The sequence below is a fragment of the Marinomonas vulgaris genome (genome assembly GCF_018145875.1).
Classification (GTDB): Bacteria; Pseudomonadota; Gammaproteobacteria; order Pseudomonadales; family Marinomonadaceae; genus Marinomonas; species Marinomonas vulgaris.
The window spans coordinates 46,396-66,297 of the sequence record NZ_JAGSSV010000013.1 but is presented as its reverse complement, the minus strand read 5'-3'; the positions used below and the strand labels follow the sequence as shown (position 1 = coordinate 66,297).

Here is a 19,902-nt window from a genome sequence, read left to right as displayed (position 1 = left end):
ACCACAAAAAAAGCCGAGAACCTAGCAAGTTTTCGGCTTTTTTTATGACTTCGAGGAAATTAAAACGCGGTATCGTAACCAATAGAGAAGTAAGCGCTACGAGGCATTTCATCGCCGTCTTCGTCTTTTACTGTGTCCAGGGCAACAGCAAGATCAATATTAAGACGTTTTAAAATAGTCAGACCAAACGTACCGTAACTCAGCTCGGTGCCGGCCATGTTTTGACGCATACCCACGCGCAAACCCGGGATAAAGTGGGAATCACCGTAGTAAGAAAGAGACGTCGCAGCCCACTGGTACTCGTCGCCAACGGCGTCTTTCACCGCGTTCGCATCGTAAGACATGCCCACTGTGAATTGTTTGCCCTTAGTCGAAATCGCAAAGTCTACCGTGCTTTGCATTTCCATCACGTATTTGTCTGAAGCGGTAACATCATATCTATCAGATGCGCTGTTGGTGGTGATGTCCGCGCCATCAAATTCAGGTTCGTTGATATTGGCAACAGTCAAACCCACTTGATAGTTGTTCGCCACCCATACAACACCCAAATCCAAGCCAACGTTTGTGCTGCTCACCGCATCGTCAGAAATGGAATCGGAAATCGCATCACCTGCGTCTTGGCTATCATCGTCAAGACGAACAAGCGCACGACCCATAGAAATATCATGCAGGTTGGCTTTCACACCACCAATCAGCATGCCTTTTTCGTGTTCCCACATGGCTTGACTGTAACCAAAACCAATTTGTAGGTCTGTTGCGGTTTGGGCGTAATAAGAGGTATCTGTTGTTAAGGTCGTATTAGAACCCGCTCCCGTTGTTTGAACATCACCAGCTAATAAGCTCGCTTTGGCTACACCAGAAATACTGGCGTCTATCATGAAAGCGCCATTGGTTTTGGTTTTGTAAATCACCGGCATAAAAGGAATTTGCATGCTAGCAGTGGTTTTGATGTAAGCGTTATCACCAATATCATCTAGAATTTTATTAGCTTTAGCTACGTCACCTGATGCTGTTAAAGCTGTAGCATTATCAATAAGATCTTCAACTTCTTCTACTTGGTCACCCAAGTCACTCACGTCGCCCATCTCAACGCCGATACTCAACGGCCCTAAGATACCAAAGCGAAAGCTGTCGTCGTCTGCTTGGTTTACCATGATGAAAGGCGCGGCGGGGTTCGCAAACACCGTCGACAAGGCTCTCTGGTTAGGCGCATTACTGAGCGTAAAGCTTGACCCTGTTGGTTGGTTCACCGGCATGGCCGCGAATACAGCGGTACTTAACAGACCACTTGACAGTAAGATGAGCTTTTTCATGATTTTGTCCTTTAACCAGATAAGTGAATAAAAAGCACTAGATGCTATATCAATAATTGTATACACAATATTTACTAATTTCATACCTTATCTGGGCTAAATATTCATTTTTTATGCAATATCAAATCATCTTTATAAAGATCAAAAAAAAGCGGTAACCTAGAATACTCGGTTGCCGCTTTTACTGTCTTCAATTTGCTTTGTTTACAGAAGTCGAGACGCTGACCTCGCTACATCATGTTTAAAGACAATTGATGTCGGAGTTTTTCTAGGTCTTCTGGCGTGTCTACTCCGTGGGTCGGTAAACCATCGGCCATGGCAACTTGTACCTTGATGCCTTGATGTAAAAAGCGCAGTTGCTCGAGCTTTTCCCAGCGCTCTAGCGGCGACATAGGAAGGTCCGCATAACGCCCCAGTAAACTGGCGCGATACACATACAAGCCAATATGACGCAGCGCAGGCAAGCCCGTAGGCATTGGTCCTGTGTGCTCTAAGCTGGCAGCAAAGCCATCTCTGTCCCACGGCATAGGCGAACGGCTAAAATACAAGGCACGTTGCTGTTCGTCGCACACTACTTTTACTACGTTGGGATTAAAAAAGTCTTCTTGTAGATCAATCGGGCAGGCCACCGTGGCCATTTGCGCTTCTTTGTCCTTGTTGAGCGCCATCACGCTAGCGTGAATCAAGTCGACCGGCAAAAACGGCTCGTCCCCTTGCACATTAACGATGATCTCATCACCTTGCCAGCCCATCACCGCTGCGACTTCCGCCAAACGCTCGGTGCCATTTTCATGGTCGTCGCGGGTCATCACCACGGTCGCACCAAACGCTTGCGCGGCCGCTTGAATAGTAGAGTGATCGGTCGCCACAGTGACCGATTGAGCGCCGGCTTTTAACGCCAATTCGTACACCCATTGCAACACCGGCTTGCCTCCTAAATCGGCCATCAGCTTTTGTGGAAAGCGCTGAGACGCGTATCGAGCAGGAATGACGATGTGAAAATCCGGTAAGGCGGTGTTTGTGTTGTGTTCAGTCATTATTTTTCAAACTCCGGTTGTTGCGCTAATTCGTAGGCGTTTTCTAGTGGCATTCGAGTGGCTAAAATTAGGTCAGCCACTTCTCGCGCTACGCCCTCACCGGCGGCTTTCGTCAACACGATGGGACAATGGCGCTTTAGCAATACATGGGCGTCCGACGGACACAAAGCCACGCCCACCTTGGGCATCACTTGCAGGTCAATCACATCGTCACCCACGTACGCCGCCTGGCTTGGGTCGATACCCAAGCGCGCGACCAATTCTGCAAACGCCGCTGCCTTGTTATGGCAACCTGGGTAGAAGTGTTCGACTTTCAGGTCTTTCATGCGTTGGCGCAAGGGCGCGGAATCTTTCGCGGTAATCACCGCGACCTCAATGCCCCACTTTGGCAGCAACTTCATTGCCACGCCATCTTTGACGTTAAAGCGCTTTATGGTTTCGCCGTGCTCGGTATAAAGCAGACGACCATCGGTCAACACACCGTCGACATCGAACACCACCAGCTTGATGGCGTTGAGTTTATCGATCCATTCAGGCTGGTCAGTCAATATGGCATAGGCAGATAAAAAATCAGCGTCCATCGTTTAGACACTCGTGTCCAATTCTTCGAAGGTTTTCACCAAGTCGTCCAGCTGTTTCATTTGCTGAAGAAATGGCGCTAGTTTGCCCAAAGGTAGAGCACATGGGCCGTCGCATTTTGCGTTATCTGGGTCTGGGTGAGTTTCTAAGAACAGGCTCGACAAACCAAGCGACATGCCAGCACGCGCCAGCTCAGTCACTTGTGCACGACGACCATCGGCCGAGTCGGAGCGACCACCTGGGCGTTGCAAAGAGTGAGTCACATCAAACATCACGGGATAACCCATTTTTTTCATTTCGCCAAAACCTAGCATGTCGACTACTAGATTGTTGTAGCCCATCATGGTGCCGCGCTCACACAGCATCAGAGTGTTATTACCGGCTTCTTCACACTTGGTTAAAATGTGCTTCATTTCGTGAGGCGCTAAAAACTGCGCTTTTTTGATGTTGATCACAGCACCGGTTTTCGCCATCGCTACCACCAAATCGGTCTGACGAGAAAGAAACGCCGGCAATTGAATCACATCCGCCACTTCCGCCACTGGCGCGCACTGGTATTCTTCGTGCACATCGGTGATCACAGGCACACCAAAGGTGTCTTTGATTTCTTGCAGAATTTTTAAGCCTTCTTCCATGCCGGGGCCACGGTAAGAATTGATCGACGAGCGGTTTGCCTTGTCGAATGAACCTTTAAACACATAAGGAATACCCAGCGCTTGCGTGACTTTTACATGCTCTTCAGCCACACGCATGGCCAAATCTCGCGATTCTAAAACATTCACACCGCTGAATAAAACAAAAGGCAGGTGGTTAGCGACTTCTACATGATCGCCAATTTTAATAATTTTTGACATAACAACTTCCTAAATACGGTAATATCTGAATATAGTGGTAAGTGTGAGTGCAGCTTAACGGTCGTAAATTTCTAAAATGCCGGATACTTTTTTCGCGTCGTCCACAACCACCAGCAGGGTGATTTTGTCTCGCAACATTTGTTCTTCGGCCTGCACTATCATTACGTTTTCGTTGATGGTTTTCGGGTTCGCTGTCATCAGGTCTGCCATGGTTTTGTGTATCATGCCTTCGCTTTCTTTAAGCATGGCACGACGCAAATCCCCATCGGTAAAAATACCTAATAATTTATCACCGTCTTGAATCAGTACAACACCCATACGGCCGTGGGTCATCACAGAAATCGCGTCTTTGAGCGTGGTGTTCGAAGTACAGACTGGCAAGTCGTTTTGGTGCATCAAATCTTTCACGCGAGTTAATAGCTTGCGCCCTAGGCTGCCACCTGGGTGGAAACGGGCAAAGTCTTGCGGTTGAAAGTCTCGGCATTCCATTAGCGCCACAGCCAAAGCATCGCCCATGGCGGTGGTCATTGTGGTGGACGTAGTCGGTGCCAAATTGTTCGGGCAGGTTTCGCGGTCCACCGAGATGTCTAAAACACAATCACAGTGCTTCGCTAGGGTCGATTCCATATTACCTACCAAGGCAATGCTGGGGTTACCAAAGCCTTTTAACGACGGCAACAGGCGCATCAATTCTTCGGTTTCCCCCGAGTAGCTGATCAAAATCAGCGTGTCTTCCGCTTGAATCATTCCTAAATCGCCGTGAAAGGCTTCCCCCGGATGAAGAAAGAAACTGGGGGTGCCGGTAGAGGCCAGCGTCGCAGCGATTTTTTTGCCGATCAGACCCGATTTGCCCATACCACAAATAATGGTACGGCCTTTACTGGCAAGGATCATGCGCACGGCTTTGGGAAATTCTTCATTCACTCGACTAGCGAGGTTAGCCAAGGCTTGGGCTTGGGTCGATAAAGTGCGTTTTGCGCTGTCGATAAGGGTATCGTCGTGGATGCTCGAAATAGATGGATCGCTCATAAAGCCTCTTTGCTCTGTGTCGTAAATCTAACGTCGAGTGATTATACAGAGGTAAGCTTCTCCCACCTAACAAAGAGCGCGTTTTGATAACACAGTGTTGATAAAGCGCAGCCTTATCCACATACCACGACCATAAAAAAGCCCGCCTAAAGAGCAATACTTTAGGCGGGCTGGGTATTCAGTGTAACAAAAAACTAGCGTAGGCAGCTCAAGTACTGACCTTTCAAACTGTCTAGGAAGGTAAAGTAGGCATTCATGTCTACCTTAACAGCGCTACCCAGTGGGTCTAACACGCCACTTTTTACGTTTGTCCCTTCTATCAAGACTTTAACGATAGCAGGGCTGAATTGTGGCTCACTGAACACACACTGCACCTTGTTTTCTTCGATTTCGTGACGAATTTCAGCGACTTTTTTCGCACCCGGTTTGCGCTCAGGGCTAACCGTCACAGCACCGGCATTGTTAAGACCGTAATGGCTTTCAAAGTAACGGTAACCATCGTGGAAAACGATGTAAGGCACATCGCCCACTGCGCTAAGATCTTTACGAATTTCAGCGTCTTTGGCTTTTAGGCCCTGCTCAAATTTAGCGAAGTTACCTTGGTAATACGCGGCGTTGGCGGAGTCTAACCACATCATACGCTCAGTAACCGCTTTAGCGAGTACTACTGCGTTTTGAGGCAACAACCAAACATGAGGATCAATACCTGTGTGGTTGTGGCCCTCGTGGCCTTCTTCTTCATGCTCATCGTGGTCGTGACCTTTGTGATCGTCATGATCATGGCCTTCGTGCTCATCGTGCTCATCGTGCTCATCGTGGTCGTCGTGTGCATCGTGGTCATGGCCTTCGTGGTCATCATGATCGTCATGTGCATCGTGGTCATGATCGTCGTGTTCTTCATGCTTTTTAGAGCGATCTTGAAGCGTAACGCCTTTCAACGCCATCCATTCAATGGATGAGTCTTCTTTACCCGCATTTTCAAGTGGCTTTTCTAGGAAGTGTTCTAGCGACTCACCTACCCATACCACAGCGTCGGCATTGTGAATTTTTTTGATATCAGAAGGACGAAGTGCAAAATCGTGCGGAGATGCGGTGCTTGCAACGATTTGTTGGATGTCGGCGTGATCGCCAGCGATCGCGGCAACGATCATAGAAACCGGTTTAATACTGGTCGCAATAACCGGTTTTGCTAAGGCTAAAGGGGAAAGAGCAGTCACGCCCAACGCAAAGAAAAGCTTATTCATTATCTGATACCGTATGTTAGATGTTATAACGTAACAATACGCCAGAAAAAAAAGAGATTCAAGCGCTTTGACTCAAATCTCCTTTATGACTCTTTAAAAATCGGCCTTGATTTACTTTGGCTTAATTAAGCGTCAAATCGCCCTGTGTTATTGGTCTTACCATTAGCCCCGCGCGCTGGCCAATCGGCAATTGGGTATTGGGGAACACAAGGGCGTCGCCTGTTTTTTCAACAAGGTACTGGCTTTTAATCGACTCAGCCAACACAAACCCTTCGTCAAATTGGGTGAAGTTTTTAACGTCGTTCGCCAAGTTCAATCGATAACTGTCGTCGTCTTTTATTAGGCTATCCAATACTTTAAACAACGTCATGGTCGATGCCGACACTCGCGGGCAATAACCACGGGTCAATAAGGTCGTGAGGCTGGTGTTGATATCAGCAAAACGTGATAAATCGTTTTCACCGAATGCATGCACCTTGCCCAGCTCAATGGTAAAACTGTGAGCACCATGCACCTTATGACTGTAATAGGAAAAGGTCGTGGTCGCTTGATGGGAAAAGAGTACCGCATCAATACCACTCGCCGCTAAAAATTCCAATTGAGCACGGTGATACACTGCGTTTTCGACATACGGATAGACTGCAAATTTTTCGTACTCAGAACCGCGAATCGCGGTGTGCAAATCATAATGCAATTTAAGCCCTTCGGGCTTATCGGCAATGGGGGCAAAAAAGTCACTAATGGCTTGCTCTAAACGCTCGGCACGAGACGCTTCGTATCCTTCGTATTGTTGCCAAACGCCCACAAATAAACGATTGAGATTCACCTCACAAAATCGCTTAGCTTGATTCGCCGCGACTGGATTACCTATCAACACCAAAAGCCGCACTTTTAAAGTCAGTTTACCGGTCAATAGCTGGCTCACCAGTTGATTTACCAATTCAATGGGGCCGGTTTCGTTTCCGTGTACTCCAACAGACAACACCAGATTGACATCGCTGGGCGTATTAGGCTCAAGTCGCAAAATACCCGTGTCTTCCACAAAGGCGGTGCCCGTCAAGAAAGAAAATGAAAACGGCTCTATCGCCTCTTGATGAGCGAGGGTTAATGCTAAAAAGTCGTTATTTGGAATTGTCATGATTTCTCCGTCACCTCACCCGATAAAATACCTCAACATAATAGCGTTTTACTGATGAAATTGTTGTCGACATGCCTTGCTTATTCTTCGCTGTTAAGTAAAACAAAAGAACAGGTCGCTTTATGAATAGTTTATAATTACATACATAAAAATCGCTGCGGTGTTGTGTGTTTACTTGTTGTCTATTCCTGTGGGTAAAACGCTTTTCTTTCAACACAAATGCCGATACCCTTTCCTTTTAGAAGATTCATTTTCGGGTTGAGTATTTTATGCTAGCAAATGACGAAGTCATTATCTTAGTGGATGAGAACAATAAGATAATTGGCGATGTGCCACGACGTTTGATGAACTTTGGTAAAGATTACCACCGCGTCACTTACATTTTGGTGTTCAACAAGCAAGGAAACCTGATTGTTCAAAAGCGTACCGACAATAAGGCTTTCTGCCCCGGTTATTACGGTATCACCACTGGTGGTGTAGTCGAGAAAGACGAAACCTACATAGACTCGGCACACCGAGAGTTACAAGAAGAGCTTGGTTTCGATGCGCCTTTAGAAAGCCAAGGTGTGTTTGTTACCGAGGGCGAAGGGTTTCGTATTTGGGGAAAAATCTACACCTGCCACTATGACGAAGCCATTCACGGCAAGTTGGTATTGCAGCCCAAAGAAGTCGCCTCGGTTCATGAAATGCGTATCGAAGACATTCTCAACAACCCAGAGCAATTACTCTTCACACCCGATTCCGTGAGTGCGTTAGAGCATTATGCCAATAAACTCGTGACGCCACAGTTTGATGACCCGCTTTAGTCTTTGGCTCTGTGCTGTTTGTTTATCTTTGCCAGCGCTGGCAACAGAGCGCTGGCAAGAAGACACCTATATTCGTGACAGCTTCGTCAAGATTGCCTTAGAACGAGAATATAAGGAAACCCAATTCCCTAAGCTCATTCGCTGGAACAAACCCATTCGGTTGTTTTTTGAAAGCGACAGCGGCGATGCCCTTTTACAAAAAGAATTATTAAGTGTCCACGCCCAACACCTAGCCTACATCACAGGGTTATCCATTGATTTCACCCCAAACCCCAAAGACGCCAACATTTTTGTTATTTTTACCGATTACAAGAGCCTAGAAAACAAGGTAAGCCAATACATAGGCGACCCAGAAAATATTCGAGCCGCTTTAGATGAAGCCATTTGTTTGGGGAATTTTAGACGCAACGGACGCTATGAAATCACCAAGGGCACCATCATCATCCCGGTGGATTACGCGCGCAGCAAAAGTCGTTTTTTAGATTGCATCGTTGAAGAAATCACCCAATTGCTTGGACTACCAAACGACTCAGGGGAAGTGTTTCCTTCTGTTTTTAATGATGTGAGCGTCGATACCTATTTAAGTCCTTTGGATTATCTACTACTCAAAGCTTTGTATTCCCGACATTTAACCCCCGGCATGAATGTCGAACAAACCAAAGCCGCCTTTCCAAACGTATTAAAACAATTGCACGCTAACAAAGACATCGAACAAGCAGCACAACGAGTGCAAAGATACAGTTTAAAAACCTACCTAGGTGATTGATCAAACCGCTACCAGTAGCGAAAAACAAAGGCTGCTATAGATCAATATTATTGGCCTTTTCAACCTTTCTACCATAAATTTTACTTATTCACTCTGCCTTTCTACAGCAAGTTAGGTAAAATGCGCCCACTGAAATTCACACCGGAGAGTCTAATGTTTCCTGAGCTAAAAAATGATCGCTTCTTGCGCGCATTACTCAAACAACCTGTTGATACCACACCAGTATGGATGATGAGACAAGCCGGACGCTATTTACCAGAATATCGCGCGAGCCGTGCCACCGCAGGAGACTTTTTAAGCCTTTGCAAAAACGACGCCTTTGCTTGTGAGGTGACGCTTCAACCGTTAAAGCGCTATGAGCTGGATGCGGCGATTTTGTTTTCCGATATATTAACCATTCCCGATGCTATGGGCTTGGGCTTGTATTTTGAAACCGGCGAAGGTCCAAAATTCAAACACACAGTGCGTAACCAAGCTGACGTAGACGCGATTCCTGTCACCAGTGCCAATGACCTAGATTATGTCATGAAAGCCGTCACCACGATTCGTCATGCTCTCAACGGCGATGTGCCATTGATTGGTTTTTCTGGTAGCCCATGGACATTGGCTACCTACATGGTTGAAGGCGGCTCCAGCAAAGATTTCCGTCATATCAAGGCCATGATGTATCAGTCCCCAGAAACCCTGCATGCCTTGCTTGATAAGCTCGCCCAGTCTGTTACCGCCTATCTAAACGGACAGATCCTGGCCGGCGCTCAAGCCTTACAGATTTTCGACACCTGGGGCGGCGTACTAAGCGGTCCTATGTATCAGCAGTTCTCTTTGATGTATATGAAACAGATCTTAGACGGTTTGATTCGTGAACATGAAGGTCGCAAAATCCCGGTCATCATGTTCACCAAGAATGGCGGACAATGGCTTGAAAATATGGCGGCCACCGGCGCCGACGCTCTGGGCCTTGATTGGACAACCGATATTGCCGAAGCTCGCGCTCGCGTAGGCGACAGCGTTGCTTTGCAAGGCAACATTGACCCTTGCGTGCTTTATGCGGGCAAAGACGTGATCGAGCGCGAAGTGGAGAACGTGTTGTCAGGCTTTGGTCATGGCACAGGCCATGTGTTCAACCTCGGTCACGGCATTCATCAATTCGTTAACCCAGATCACCCGAAATACTTGATCGACGCGGTTCATGAATTGGGGCAAAAATACCACGATACCCAATACGACGACCTAGATGAATTGAATGGCTTGTAGCCTCTTTGCCAATAGAGTGGTATTTTTACCTTAAATAACGCTTTCTATATATGGAGAAGAAACATGAAATTGATTACGGCCATTGTTAAGCCTTTTAAACTAGACGAAGTGCGTGAAGCGCTTTCTGAAATTGGCATTAGCGGTATCACTGTCACGGAAGTGAAAGGTTTTGGTCGCCAGCGAGGCCATACCGAACTTTACCGCGGTGCTGAGTACGTGGTGGATTTTTTGCCTAAAGTGAAGCTAGAGTTGGCCGTTGAGACCGATCAGGTAGAACGCGCCATCGAAGCCATTCAGAGTAGTGCTAATACTGGTAAAATTGGTGACGGTAAAATCTTTGTTACCGCACTTGAGCAAATCATCCGTATCCGTACAGGTGAAACCGGTGCTGAAGCCATTTAATTTCTTTTGTTTTGCGCTTTAAATTCGCTCCAATAAAAAGAGGCCATATTAGGCCTCTTTTTTTATGTGCTTTTTGTACTTCTCAGTAAGCAGTTAACCTTTATCTGGCACCTTGATCGATAACGTGCCCAAGTAACGATTTTGACGCAATTCAATTTGTCTGAATATCGCAATGATCACGATACTGATCACCAAGTAGATGCCACCAGCGGCGAGGAAAATTTCCATCGGCGTATAGGTTCTGGCAATGATGGTTCTCGACATGCCCGTTAAATCTAAAATCGTGATGGTACTCGCTAACGCACTGCCCTTGAGCATCAAAATGATCTCGTTACCGTATGCTGGTAGCACAATACCAAAAGCGCGCGGTAACAGAATACGACGATACATTTGAAATTTAGACATGCCCACCACTTTACAGGCTTCTACTTCGCCTTGCGGAATGGCTTGAATCGCACCACGAAAAATCTCTGCTGTGTATGCAGAGGTATTCAGCGTAAAGGCAATAATGGCACACCAAAAAGGCTCTTTTAATATTGGCCAGAAGACACTTTCACGTACCGCATCAAACTGAGACGCGCCGTAATACACCAAAAAGATCTGCACCAACAAAGGCGTGCCACGAAAGAAAAAGATGTAGGCAAAGGGAATCGCTCGAATCCAACCCACTGGCGAAATTCGCGCCAAGGCGATTGGCAGCGCAAACGCTCCACCCAATACAATCGAGATAGCAACAAGCTGCAAACTGACCCAAGCGCCCTGCAATAGGCGTGGAAAATATTCAATAACTACCGAAAAATCCATACATTATCCCCTAGTTAAGCCACGGCTAGCTCGTTTTTCCATGTAGGAAACGAACGCCATTGAGATAATGGTTAACGCCAAATACATAAACGCCGCTACTAAATAAAACAAAAACGCTTCTTTGGTACTGCTCACCGCAATATTGGCTTTGCGCATAATGTCATCCAAGCCCACCACAGAAACCAAAGCGGTGTCTTTTAACAACACCAAAAATAAATTCCCCAACCCAGGCAAAGCAATTCGCCATACCTGCGGTAAAATGATGCGATAAAACTTACGCACCGGCCCCATGCCTAATGCAATGGCCGCTTCATGCTGACCTTTTGGAATGGATTGCAAAGCACCACGAAACACTTCCGTTGCGTAAGCGCCGAATGTCAAACCCAATGCGGTCACGCCCGCGGCGAAAGCGCCAACCTCAATGTATTCTTCATAGCCAAACAAACCGGCTATCGACATCAATACGCTAGTAGCACCAAAATAAATAATAAGGACGGTTAACAATTCTGGGATACCACGAATAATCGTCGTATAACCATGGGCAATCCATCGAAAAACCTTAACGGAAGACAATTTAGCGGAGGCGCCCAAAAGCCCTAAAATCAAACCGACAAACAGTGACGACAGCGCTAGCTCTAAAGTGACAACCGCACCTTGTAGCAGCTGATCACCGAATCCATGAAGATCAATCATAGTGTTTTCTCAGAGTAAGCTTAAAGTCAGTTTCTCGATGCCATGGCACCGAGAAACTTATAGAAATATCTACCGATAAACCCTCGCAAAGCGTGAAGGCTTATCGCAAGGCTTGCTTAGTAGATAGAGAACGGGAAGTACTTAGCATTGATTTTTTGGTAAGTACCGTTGGCTAGAATTTCAGCCAATGCTTTGTTCAGTTTATCTTCTAGTTTCTTATCGCCTTTACGGATCGCAATGGCAATGTTGTCTGTTTTCATGAAGGCGTCGCCTTTGAATTCAAACTTAGAACCGTCTTCAGAGGTTTTCAACCAGTTGTACGTCGGCAATTCATCAGACAATACGATGTCTAAACGACCAGACACTAGATCAAGATACACATTGTCTTGGTTGTCGTAGAATTTAAGGTCTGCTTTGCCTTCAAAGTTATCTTCTAGGTATTGTGCACCCAAGGTCGCACGTTGCGCACCAATGGTTTTTCCTTCCAAATCCATCAGATTGAACTCTTCACCAGTACGACCCATGAAGCGTAAGCCACCAGAGTAGTATTTATTGGTGAAATCGACGACTTTAAGACGATCTTCAGTGATCGACATAGACGCGATAATAGCATCGAATTTACGCACTTTTAGACCTGGAATCAGCCCATCCCAGTCTTGTGTGACAATTTCACAATCCGCTTGCATTTTGGCACACAAAGCACGAGCAATATCCACATCAAAACCCTGTGGGTTACCAGCGGAATCGATAAAATTGAACGGAGCCCAAGCGCCCTCGGTAGCGAAACGCACCTTGTCAGCCGCCTGAACAGTCACTGATGACAATGCCGCTGTTAGCAACAAAGCAGACCCTAGAACGATTTTTTTAAATTTCATTATTATCCCCTTGGTATATTTGTTTATTTCATTATTTTTGCGGTTATGTAAACCTTTGCACAACCTTGTTCACTTATAAAACATAAGTGTCACATCCTAGAATACACTGGATATGAAGGCTTTACAGCGATCTGATTTTGGCGCACCAAACACTTGATCCGGTGTGCCTTTTTCTTCCACCACCCCTTGATGAAGAAACACCACTTCGCTGGACACTTCACGGGCGAAGTTCATTTCGTGAGTCACAATCAACATGGTACGACCTTCGTCGGCTAGATTACGCATCACCCCCAACACCTCGCCCACTAATTCTGGGTCCAGCGCGGAGGTCGGCTCATCAAACAAAATCACCTGAGGGTCCATCGCCAAGGTGCGTGCGATGGCGACACGCTGCTGCTGACCACCCGACAATTGATTCGGATACATGTCTTTTTTCTCGGCAATGCCGACCTTGCGCAACAAATGCTCGGCGTATTCTGCCACTTCGTGCTTTGGTCGTTTCAATACGTGCAGCGGCCCTTCCATCACATTCTGCAGTATGGTCATGTGCGGCCACAAATTAAAGCTTTGAAACACAAAACCAATCTGTTGGCGCATTTGTGTTAACTGTTTCATGTTGTTGGCAACCAGATCTGTTTCACCTTGAATCAGATCTAACTTGTTACCATTGAAAATAATGTCACCTCGCGTTGGGTTTTCAAGTAGATTCACACAACGCAAAAACGTGCTTTTACCCGAGCCACTGGAACCCAGAATGGAAATGACATCGCCATCGTATGCTTTTAGAGAGATGCCTTTTAACACCTCGATATCACCAAACGTTTTGTGAATATCAATGAGCTCTAACGCCGGGACTTTCGACATGTTTTCCACCTTATTAATTTGAACAACTTTTTATTTTCTATTGCCTTAACGTAACCATACTAGTAATACAAAAATCACGCCAACCGCTCTGCAGTGCTGTATTTTAAATTACTTTTTCCACAGTCGCCTCTTTTTCTTGTCCGTTTGGACAGTCGACACGTTTTTTGTATGAATTTTGGTACGTTCTTCTCGTGGAGTAATACCAAAAAAACCTTTGTACGTGGTACTAAAATGAGGCGCAGATCCAAAACCGCATAAGGCGCCTATGTCAGTAATGGCTTTATCGGTCTGAACAATCAGCTGTTTGGCATGTTGTAGCCGTAATTCCAGATAATAGCGAGAAGGCACTATGTCTAAATTGCTTTTAAATAACCGTTCCAAATGACGTCGTGACACCCCCACATGGAAGGCGATGTCGTCTGAAGAGAGAGGTTCTTGAATATTGGCTTCCATTAACTGAACGGCCTCCACGAGTTTGGGTTGGCCGGTTCCAATTCTCGCTTGCAATGGAATACGCTGAGGATCTTCGTGAGTACGGATACGCTCGCAAACAAATTGTTCGGAAATAGCGCTGGCGAGAGTCATTCCGTGCTGCTTGCCAATAAGAAACAGCATCATATCCATGGCCGCTGTGCCGCCGCTGCAGGTGTATCTGTCTCGGTCCACTTCAAATAAATGGGTAGACACTATCGTCTCTAAAAATTCATCCCGTAAATTCGCTAAGCTGCGCCAATGAATCGTCGCTCGATAGCCATCTAATAAGCCGGCTCTTGCCAGTAAATAGCTTCCGGTACAGATACCGCCTAAGCCTATACTCTTTTTTGACTGATTTTGAATCCAAATTTCTAAAGTCTGACTTTCGTTTTTTAGTACAGTCGAAGCACCACAAACAAAAATCGCATCTAAATCCGCAGGAACCTCCTGAGTAAGGTGGTCTGATACTGTCTTAACCCCTGTATTTGAAGGGATTTCCTTTTTTTCATGACCAATTGTACAGAAAGAATATAGCTCTTTTCCTGCCACCCAGTTCGCCATGTGCAAGGTTTCAATCGCCGATGAAAATCCCAACATAGAATAATGCGGCAGGAGCAAAAAACCGTATTTAAGGGGTTTCTTGCTCGCCTGCATGATTTCTCTTGATGCGAATTCAGTCTTGTACAAAATATTATCCTGTGAACTATAGGCAAAAAAGGGGTTTGTTTCGTTTAAAATGGATAACAAAGGTTTTTTCTTACTTGAGCAAGCCTTTTTTAGCTTACTGAACCAGACAACACAACAATATGTCGCTATTAGAAAAGTACATCTCTATTAAACAAGTCGGTTTTTTATAATAATCGTACTCATGGTCCGTAGCGAATTTTTTCTAAACATGACATTTACCAAAAGCTTTATGATGAACACCACTCATTAAGGATGAGTTCTAATGACTGATCACAAAAAAAACGAGTTAATCGAACGTGTCGCGGTAGAAATAAACGAAAATTTCAATGCGGACGAAGCAAGCAACATCATTCAATTGGCGCATCTCTACTTCCAAGATTCTTTAACGGAAGATTTAGTCAATGAGTCTATTGAAAACCTATATGGCACCATCATTTGCCTATGGGATTTCATTCAGCAGCGCCCAGCCAATCAAGCCAAAGTACGTGTTTACAACCCAAACTACGAAGAACACAGCTGGCAATCAACGCACACCGTCATTGAAATTCTTACCGATGACATGCCCTTTTTAGTGTCTTCCTTTAACATGGCATTGGTTCGTTTAGGTTACACCATTCACCTGACTTCCCACCCTGTTGTGCCCGTTGAGCGTAACAAAAAGGGCGAATTACAAGGCATTAACCCAGCCTCTAGCGCCCATGAAGCCATGATGCGCTTCGAAATCGATCGCTTGTCTGATATTAACTTACTAGAGCAGATCAAAGAAGAATTGCTTAACAGTCTAGTGGACATCAAAAAAACCGTCAGTGATTGGCCTGCGATGAAAACCAAGCTGGGCGATATTATCAATGAGTCGGAAAAACTGCCTCATTTGAAAGGCAACGAGCAACACCAAGAAACCCTCGACTTCTTACGCTGGGTTGCTAACGATCATTTCACCTTTATTGGTTTTCGCGCCTACGACCTAACGGTAGAAGGTACTGAAACTCACCTGAAATTGGTCGAAGGTTCTGGTCTGGGCACTTTCCGTGACCTGAACAACAAAAAAGTGAAGCGCGACATTGTCTTACAAGATAACTTGGCAAAACTGGCCATCGACAACAGCAATATTCTTGTTTTAACCAAGTCCACAGCCGTGTCAACCATTCATCGTCCTGTTCACCTAGACTATCTGGGCATTAAACGCTGCGACAAAAACGGCAAAGTCATTGGCGAATGGCGTTTCTTTGGTTTGTACTCTTCCACCGCTTACATCGCGCGCTTACAAGACATTCCTTTATTACGTAAAAAACTCGACCTTATTGTCGAAAAAGCCAATGTGGACCCGAACAGTCACAAAGGTAAAAACCTCAAACACATTTTGAACAACTACCCACGCGATGAAATGTTACAAGCGCCAACAGAAGAGTTGTTCAGTACTATAGAAAGCATTTTGGCCATTCAAGAGCGTCGCCAATTACGCGTGTTCTTGCGCAAAGACATCTACGGTCGCTTCTTAAATGCCTTGGTGTACGTTCCTCGCGATCGTTACAACACCGAATTGCGCATTAAGATGCAAGACATCTTGATGACTGCCTGCAACGGTACCAGCGCGGAATTCAACGTGCAGTTCTCGCAACTGGTGTTGGCGCGCGTCAATTTCACTATCCAAATTGCTGATCCTAAACAAAGCCCGACCATAGTAGCCGAGGACATTCAGCGCAAAATGCAAGACGCGATGAATTCTTGGGAAGACAAGCTGTTGAACGCACTGCATAAAAGCCATGGGGAAGAAAATGGCAACGCCTTGTACCAAGATTACGCTCCTTATTTGCCAGCGGCTTACCGCGAAGATTTCTCCGCCAATGCCGCTGTATTAGACATAGAGCGCTTGAGCTTGCTCGCCGGTGAAGGGGATATTTCTACTCATATTTATCGTCAAGTAGGACAAACCAAAAACAATTACTTCTTCAAAGTGTACGGCGCTGGCACCACGCTTATTTTGTCGGACGTGTTGCCTATTTTGGAATGCATGGGCTTACGTGTACTTGAAGCACGACCTTACGAACTAGACCAAAATGGCGATGGCACAGCGAACACCTGGGTGGTGGAATTTGCCATCAGTGTGGATGCCGACATTAATTTAGAGAAGAATTCTCAACGCGAAGCCTTCCAAGACGCGTTCAGCCAAGTCTTTAGTCGTCGCGTCGAAAACGATCGCTTTAATGCCTTGGTATTAAGTGCTTCATTGACTTGGCGTCAAGTCACCATGCTGCGCGCGTTAACCAAATACCTAATGCAGCTACAGGTGCCGTTCTCTTTACAATACATGCAACAAACTCTAGAGAAAAACGCCGGTATTGCACGCCTATTAGTGCAATTATTTGAACAACGTTTTGATCCTGCTCAAGAAACCAAGCGCGAAGAAAAAATACAGAAAATTCTAGAAAAAATCGACGCCGAGCTAGACCAAGTCGCGAATCTAGACGAAGACCGTATCCTGAAACACTACTTGTCAGTGATTCAAGCCATGTTGCGAACCAACTTTTATCAAGCCAACGCAGAAGGCGAAGAAAAAGACTACGTGTCTTTCAAGCTTGATCCGTCTTTGATTCCTGCTGTGCCACTGCCAAGACCAAAATTCGAGATTTTCGTCTACGCACCTTGGGTCGAAGGGATTCACATGCGCGGTGGTAAAGTCGCGCGTGGCGGTTTGCGCTGGTCTGATCGTATGGAAGATTTCCGAACTGAAGTCCTTGGCCTAGTCAAAGCTCAAATGGTGAAAAACGCCGTTATCGTTCCTTCTGGCGCGAAAGGCGGTTTTGTAGCGAAACAGCTGAAAAAGAACGCGTCTCGCGAAGAAGTGCAAGCCGAAGTTATCCATTGTTACACCACCTTTATCAGTGGTTTGCTCGACATTACCGACAACTTGGTGCAAAACGAAGTCGTACCGCCATTGTCTGTGTTGCGCTACGACGAAGACGACCCGTACCTAGTGGTCGCTGCCGATAAAGGCACCGCGACCTTCTCCGATTTGGCCAACAGCATTTCGGCAAAATACGGCTTCTGGCTAAATGACGCCTTCGCGTCAGGTGGCTCAAACGGTTACGACCATAAGAAAATGGGCATCACCGCGCGTGGTGCGTGGGAATCGGTTAAACGCCAATTCAAAGAAATTGGCATCGATTGCCAAACCAGCGACTTCACCACAGTAGGCGTTGGCGACATGGCCGGTGACGTATTCGGTAACGGCATGTTGTTATCAAAACACACCCGTTTAATCGCGGCGTTTAACCACATGCACATCTTTATCGACCCAACGCCAGACGCGGCCAGCTCGTTTGTGGAACGTGAGCGCATGTTCAAACTGCCTCGCTCTTCTTGGGAAGATTACAACAAAGAATTGATCTCAAAAGGCGGCGGTATCTTTAATCGCTCTGCCAAGTCGATTCCGATCAATGCCGACATTCGTAAGGCGCTGGGCATCGAAGGCAACACCAAATCCATGGCACCAACGGATTTGATCAACGCCATACTTAAAGCCCCAGTGGATTTATTGTGGAACGGCGGTATTGGCACCTACGTTAAATCCGAAAGCGAATCTCACGCCGACGTAGGCGACAGCGCCAACAACTCTTTGCGTGTGAATGGCAAAGAACTGCGCTGTAAAATCGTTGGTGAAGGCGGTAACCTTGGTTTAACACAATTGGGTCGAATTGAATTCGCTCAAAAAGGCGGATTGATCAGCACCGATGCCATCGATAACTCCGCGGGCGTAGACAGCTCTGACCACGAAGTTAACATTAAGATTTTGTTGAACCGTGTGGTCGAAAACGGCGACCTTACCGAGAAACAACGTAACAGCTTGTTAGCTGAAATGACCAACGAAGTCGGCAGCTTGGTGTTGCATCACAACCTAGGTCAAAGCCATGTGTTGTCATTGGAAAATGCCCAAGCACCACTGCGTTTAACCGATCATTGGCGCTTGCTGCAATCCTTGGTACGCGAAGGTCGTTTGAATCGTGAAATCGAATACTTGCCAAGCGATGCACAAATCAAAAAACGCCTAAACAAAGGCCAAGGCTTAACACGCCCTGAAATCTCTGTGTTGTTGGCGTATTCTAAAATCAAATTGTCTGAACAGCTGGTTGAAGATGGTATTGGCAACGATGTGGATCTCACCACGCAAATCAACGCCTACTTCCCAACCCAGTTGACCAAGCATTTTGGTGACCAGATGGCGTCTCACCCCTTGATCCAAGAAATTATTGCGGGGCACGTGACCAACAACCTTGGTAACCGCATGGGATCGACTTTCACGACCTATATGCAAGAAGAAACTGGCGCTTCAGCGTTAAACGTTGTGCGTGCTTACATGGCCGCGGAAGATATCTTTGGTATTCCGGCTCTTTGGGATGCGATCAATAATTTGGACTTTACTGCGTCCAACACGGTGTTAAATGGTTTATTAACTCGCATTCAAGGCTTGCTAGAACGCGCTACTTTATGGCTGCTGCGAAATACCCGCGACACCTTGTCGATTCAGCGCCTAAAAGACACCTACAAACCAGGCATTGAAGTCATTCGCGCCAATATGCAAGCGATCCTAACGGATTCTAGCCAAACGCATTTGGCTGACATTGCGGCAGAGCTTACTGAGCAAAACATTCCAGCGGATGTGGCCGACACCTTGTCGTCCTTGCATTACCTGTTCTACGGATTAGACATCATTCGTGTGGCAACCAACACAGACACAGAAGTTTTAGATGTAGCGCAAACTTACTTTGCCTTAGAAATGGACCTAGAACTGCATTGGTTACGCCATAAAGTCGGCAGTCTAACCGCTGACGATATGTGGCAGCGTCGAGCAAAAGCAGGGCTAGGAGACGAAATCGACAACAGTTTACGCACCCTCACCCAAGAGGTCATTCAAGCCAGTGCCGATATCAAGAAACTGGAACAACGTTTGGCTCATTGGCGCGAATCCAATAACGACAATATCAAGCATTATCGTGGGACATTTAAGGAAATTAAAACCGAAAGTGAGCTCACTCTTGCCATGGTAACTGTTGCTATTCGTGAGTTGAGAAATCTGATATAAACC

Annotated in this window: 17 protein-coding genes; 5 read left to right on the top strand and 12 right to left on the bottom strand. The window is 46.2% G+C overall.

Annotated elements, in window-relative coordinates:
* Nucleotides 1–59: 59 nt before the first annotated feature.
* The 7 genes from traF to astE form a co-directional block, all read right to left on the bottom strand.
* A complete protein-coding gene (gene traF / locus J9B83_RS11025; RefSeq protein ID WP_211536800.1) occupies nt 60–1,313 on the bottom strand; it encodes a conjugal transfer protein TraF in 1,254 nt (417 codons plus the stop codon).
* 230 nt (nt 1,314–1,543) lie between these two features.
* Entirely contained in the window at nt 1,544–2,350 is an 807-nt protein-coding gene (gene kdsB / locus J9B83_RS11020; RefSeq protein WP_211536799.1) for a 3-deoxy-manno-octulosonate cytidylyltransferase, read from the bottom strand.
* Nucleotides 2,350–2,931: a KdsC family phosphatase gene (locus tag J9B83_RS11015; protein ID WP_211536798.1), complete on the bottom strand. Its 582-nt coding sequence runs from the start codon at nt 2,929–2,931 to the stop codon at nt 2,350–2,352. Before J9B83_RS11015 ends, kdsB begins: the two co-directional genes overlap by 1 nt.
* A 3-nt stretch (nt 2,932–2,934) precedes the next feature.
* Nucleotides 2,935–3,783 (bottom strand): 3-deoxy-8-phosphooctulonate synthase, encoded by an 849-nt coding sequence (gene kdsA, locus J9B83_RS11010; RefSeq protein ID WP_211536797.1) that lies wholly within the window; start codon nt 3,781–3,783, stop codon nt 2,935–2,937.
* A 54-nt stretch (nt 3,784–3,837) separates the two neighbouring features.
* A complete protein-coding gene (locus tag J9B83_RS11005; protein ID WP_211536796.1) occupies nt 3,838–4,812 on the bottom strand; it encodes a KpsF/GutQ family sugar-phosphate isomerase in 975 nt (324 codons plus the stop codon).
* A 194-nt stretch (nt 4,813–5,006) separates the two neighbouring features.
* Nucleotides 5,007–6,056, bottom strand: a complete 1,050-nt coding sequence (locus J9B83_RS11000; protein WP_211536795.1) for a zinc ABC transporter substrate-binding protein — start codon at nt 6,054–6,056, stop codon at nt 5,007–5,009.
* Nucleotides 6,057–6,177: 121 nt separating this feature from the next.
* A complete protein-coding gene (astE, locus tag J9B83_RS10995) occupies nt 6,178–7,194 on the bottom strand; it encodes a succinylglutamate desuccinylase (RefSeq protein ID WP_211536794.1) in 1,017 nt (338 codons plus the stop codon).
* Nucleotides 7,195–7,463: 269 nt separating this feature from the next.
* Here astE and J9B83_RS10990 point away from each other — a divergent pair, with 269 nt between their 5' ends.
* The 4 genes from J9B83_RS10990 to J9B83_RS10975 all read left to right on the top strand — a co-directional run bounded on the left by J9B83_RS10990 (nt 7,464) and on the right by J9B83_RS10975 (nt 10,422).
* Nucleotides 7,464–8,000 carry an NUDIX hydrolase gene (locus J9B83_RS10990; RefSeq protein WP_211536793.1) on the top strand — a complete coding sequence of 179 codons (537 nt, stop codon included), beginning with the start codon at nt 7,464–7,466 and terminating at the stop codon, nt 7,998–8,000.
* Nucleotides 7,987–8,766 (top strand): DUF2927 domain-containing protein, encoded by a 780-nt coding sequence (locus J9B83_RS10985; protein ID WP_211536792.1) that lies wholly within the window; start codon nt 7,987–7,989, stop codon nt 8,764–8,766. The genes J9B83_RS10990 and J9B83_RS10985 overlap by 14 nt, the downstream gene beginning before the upstream one ends.
* A 153-nt stretch (nt 8,767–8,919) precedes the next feature.
* The gene (gene hemE / locus J9B83_RS10980) at nt 8,920–10,020 is read left to right on the top strand and encodes a uroporphyrinogen decarboxylase (protein ID WP_211536791.1); all 1,101 of its coding nucleotides are present in this window, start codon (nt 8,920–8,922) and stop codon (nt 10,018–10,020) included.
* Nucleotides 10,021–10,083: 63 nt separating this feature from the next.
* Complete coding sequence (locus tag J9B83_RS10975) at nt 10,084–10,422, top strand: P-II family nitrogen regulator (RefSeq protein WP_211536790.1); 339 nt, start codon at nt 10,084–10,086, stop codon at nt 10,420–10,422.
* Nucleotides 10,423–10,515: 93 nt separating this feature from the next.
* Here J9B83_RS10975 and J9B83_RS10970 read toward each other — a convergent pair whose 3' ends face one another.
* From J9B83_RS10970 to J9B83_RS10950, 5 genes are all read right to left on the bottom strand, one after another.
* On the bottom strand, nt 10,516–11,226 hold the full coding sequence (locus J9B83_RS10970; RefSeq protein WP_211536789.1) for an ABC transporter permease: 711 nt from the start codon (nt 11,224–11,226) through the stop codon (nt 10,516–10,518).
* Between the two features lie 3 nt (nt 11,227–11,229).
* Nucleotides 11,230–11,919, bottom strand: a complete 690-nt coding sequence (locus J9B83_RS10965; RefSeq protein WP_211536788.1) for an ABC transporter permease — start codon at nt 11,917–11,919, stop codon at nt 11,230–11,232.
* A gap of 116 nt (nt 11,920–12,035) precedes the next feature.
* Nucleotides 12,036–12,794: a transporter substrate-binding domain-containing protein gene (locus J9B83_RS10960; RefSeq protein WP_211536787.1), complete on the bottom strand. Its 759-nt coding sequence runs from the start codon at nt 12,792–12,794 to the stop codon at nt 12,036–12,038.
* 96 nt (nt 12,795–12,890) lie between these two features.
* On the bottom strand, nt 12,891–13,658 hold the full coding sequence (locus J9B83_RS10955; protein ID WP_211536786.1) for an ABC transporter ATP-binding protein: 768 nt from the start codon (nt 13,656–13,658) through the stop codon (nt 12,891–12,893).
* Nucleotides 13,659–13,766: 108 nt separating this feature from the next.
* On the bottom strand, nt 13,767–14,786 hold the full coding sequence (locus tag J9B83_RS10950) for a GlxA family transcriptional regulator (RefSeq protein WP_211536785.1): 1,020 nt from the start codon (nt 14,784–14,786) through the stop codon (nt 13,767–13,769).
* 295 nt (nt 14,787–15,081) lie between these two features.
* On the opposite strand from J9B83_RS10950, the gene J9B83_RS10945 reads away from it, so the two are divergent.
* Nucleotides 15,082–19,899 (top strand): NAD-glutamate dehydrogenase, encoded by a 4,818-nt coding sequence (locus J9B83_RS10945; RefSeq protein WP_211536784.1) that lies wholly within the window; start codon nt 15,082–15,084, stop codon nt 19,897–19,899.
* Nucleotides 19,900–19,902: the final 3 nt, after the last annotated feature.

Bases quoted from the DNA above. Each gene is read 5' to 3' on its own strand.
- traF (WP_211536800.1), bottom strand. From the start codon at position 1,313: ATGAAAAAGCTCATCTTACTGTCAAGTGGTCTGTTAAGTACCGCTGTA.
- kdsB (WP_211536799.1), bottom strand. From the start codon at position 2,350: ATGACTGAACACAACACAAACACCGCCTTACCGGATTTTCACATCGTC.
- J9B83_RS11015 (WP_211536798.1), bottom strand. From the start codon at position 2,931: ATGGACGCTGATTTTTTATCTGCCTATGCCATATTGACTGACCAGCCT.
- kdsA (WP_211536797.1), bottom strand. From the start codon at position 3,783: ATGTCAAAAATTATTAAAATTGGCGATCATGTAGAAGTCGCTAACCAC.
- J9B83_RS11005 (WP_211536796.1), bottom strand. From the start codon at position 4,812: ATGAGCGATCCATCTATTTCGAGCATCCACGACGATACCCTTATCGAC.
- J9B83_RS11000 (WP_211536795.1), bottom strand. From the start codon at position 6,056: ATGAATAAGCTTTTCTTTGCGTTGGGCGTGACTGCTCTTTCCCCTTTA.
- astE (WP_211536794.1), bottom strand. From the start codon at position 7,194: ATGACAATTCCAAATAACGACTTTTTAGCATTAACCCTCGCTCATCAA.
- J9B83_RS10990 (WP_211536793.1), top strand. From the start codon at position 7,464: ATGCTAGCAAATGACGAAGTCATTATCTTAGTGGATGAGAACAATAAG.
- J9B83_RS10985 (WP_211536792.1), top strand. From the start codon at position 7,987: ATGACCCGCTTTAGTCTTTGGCTCTGTGCTGTTTGTTTATCTTTGCCA.
- hemE (WP_211536791.1), top strand. From the start codon at position 8,920: ATGTTTCCTGAGCTAAAAAATGATCGCTTCTTGCGCGCATTACTCAAA.
- J9B83_RS10975 (WP_211536790.1), top strand. From the start codon at position 10,084: ATGAAATTGATTACGGCCATTGTTAAGCCTTTTAAACTAGACGAAGTG.
- J9B83_RS10970 (WP_211536789.1), bottom strand. From the start codon at position 11,226: ATGGATTTTTCGGTAGTTATTGAATATTTTCCACGCCTATTGCAGGGC.
- J9B83_RS10965 (WP_211536788.1), bottom strand. From the start codon at position 11,919: ATGATTGATCTTCATGGATTCGGTGATCAGCTGCTACAAGGTGCGGTT.
- J9B83_RS10960 (WP_211536787.1), bottom strand. From the start codon at position 12,794: ATGAAATTTAAAAAAATCGTTCTAGGGTCTGCTTTGTTGCTAACAGCG.
- J9B83_RS10955 (WP_211536786.1), bottom strand. From the start codon at position 13,658: ATGTCGAAAGTCCCGGCGTTAGAGCTCATTGATATTCACAAAACGTTT.
- J9B83_RS10950 (WP_211536785.1), bottom strand. From the start codon at position 14,786: ATGCAGGCGAGCAAGAAACCCCTTAAATACGGTTTTTTGCTCCTGCCG.
- J9B83_RS10945 (WP_211536784.1), top strand. From the start codon at position 15,082: ATGACTGATCACAAAAAAAACGAGTTAATCGAACGTGTCGCGGTAGAA.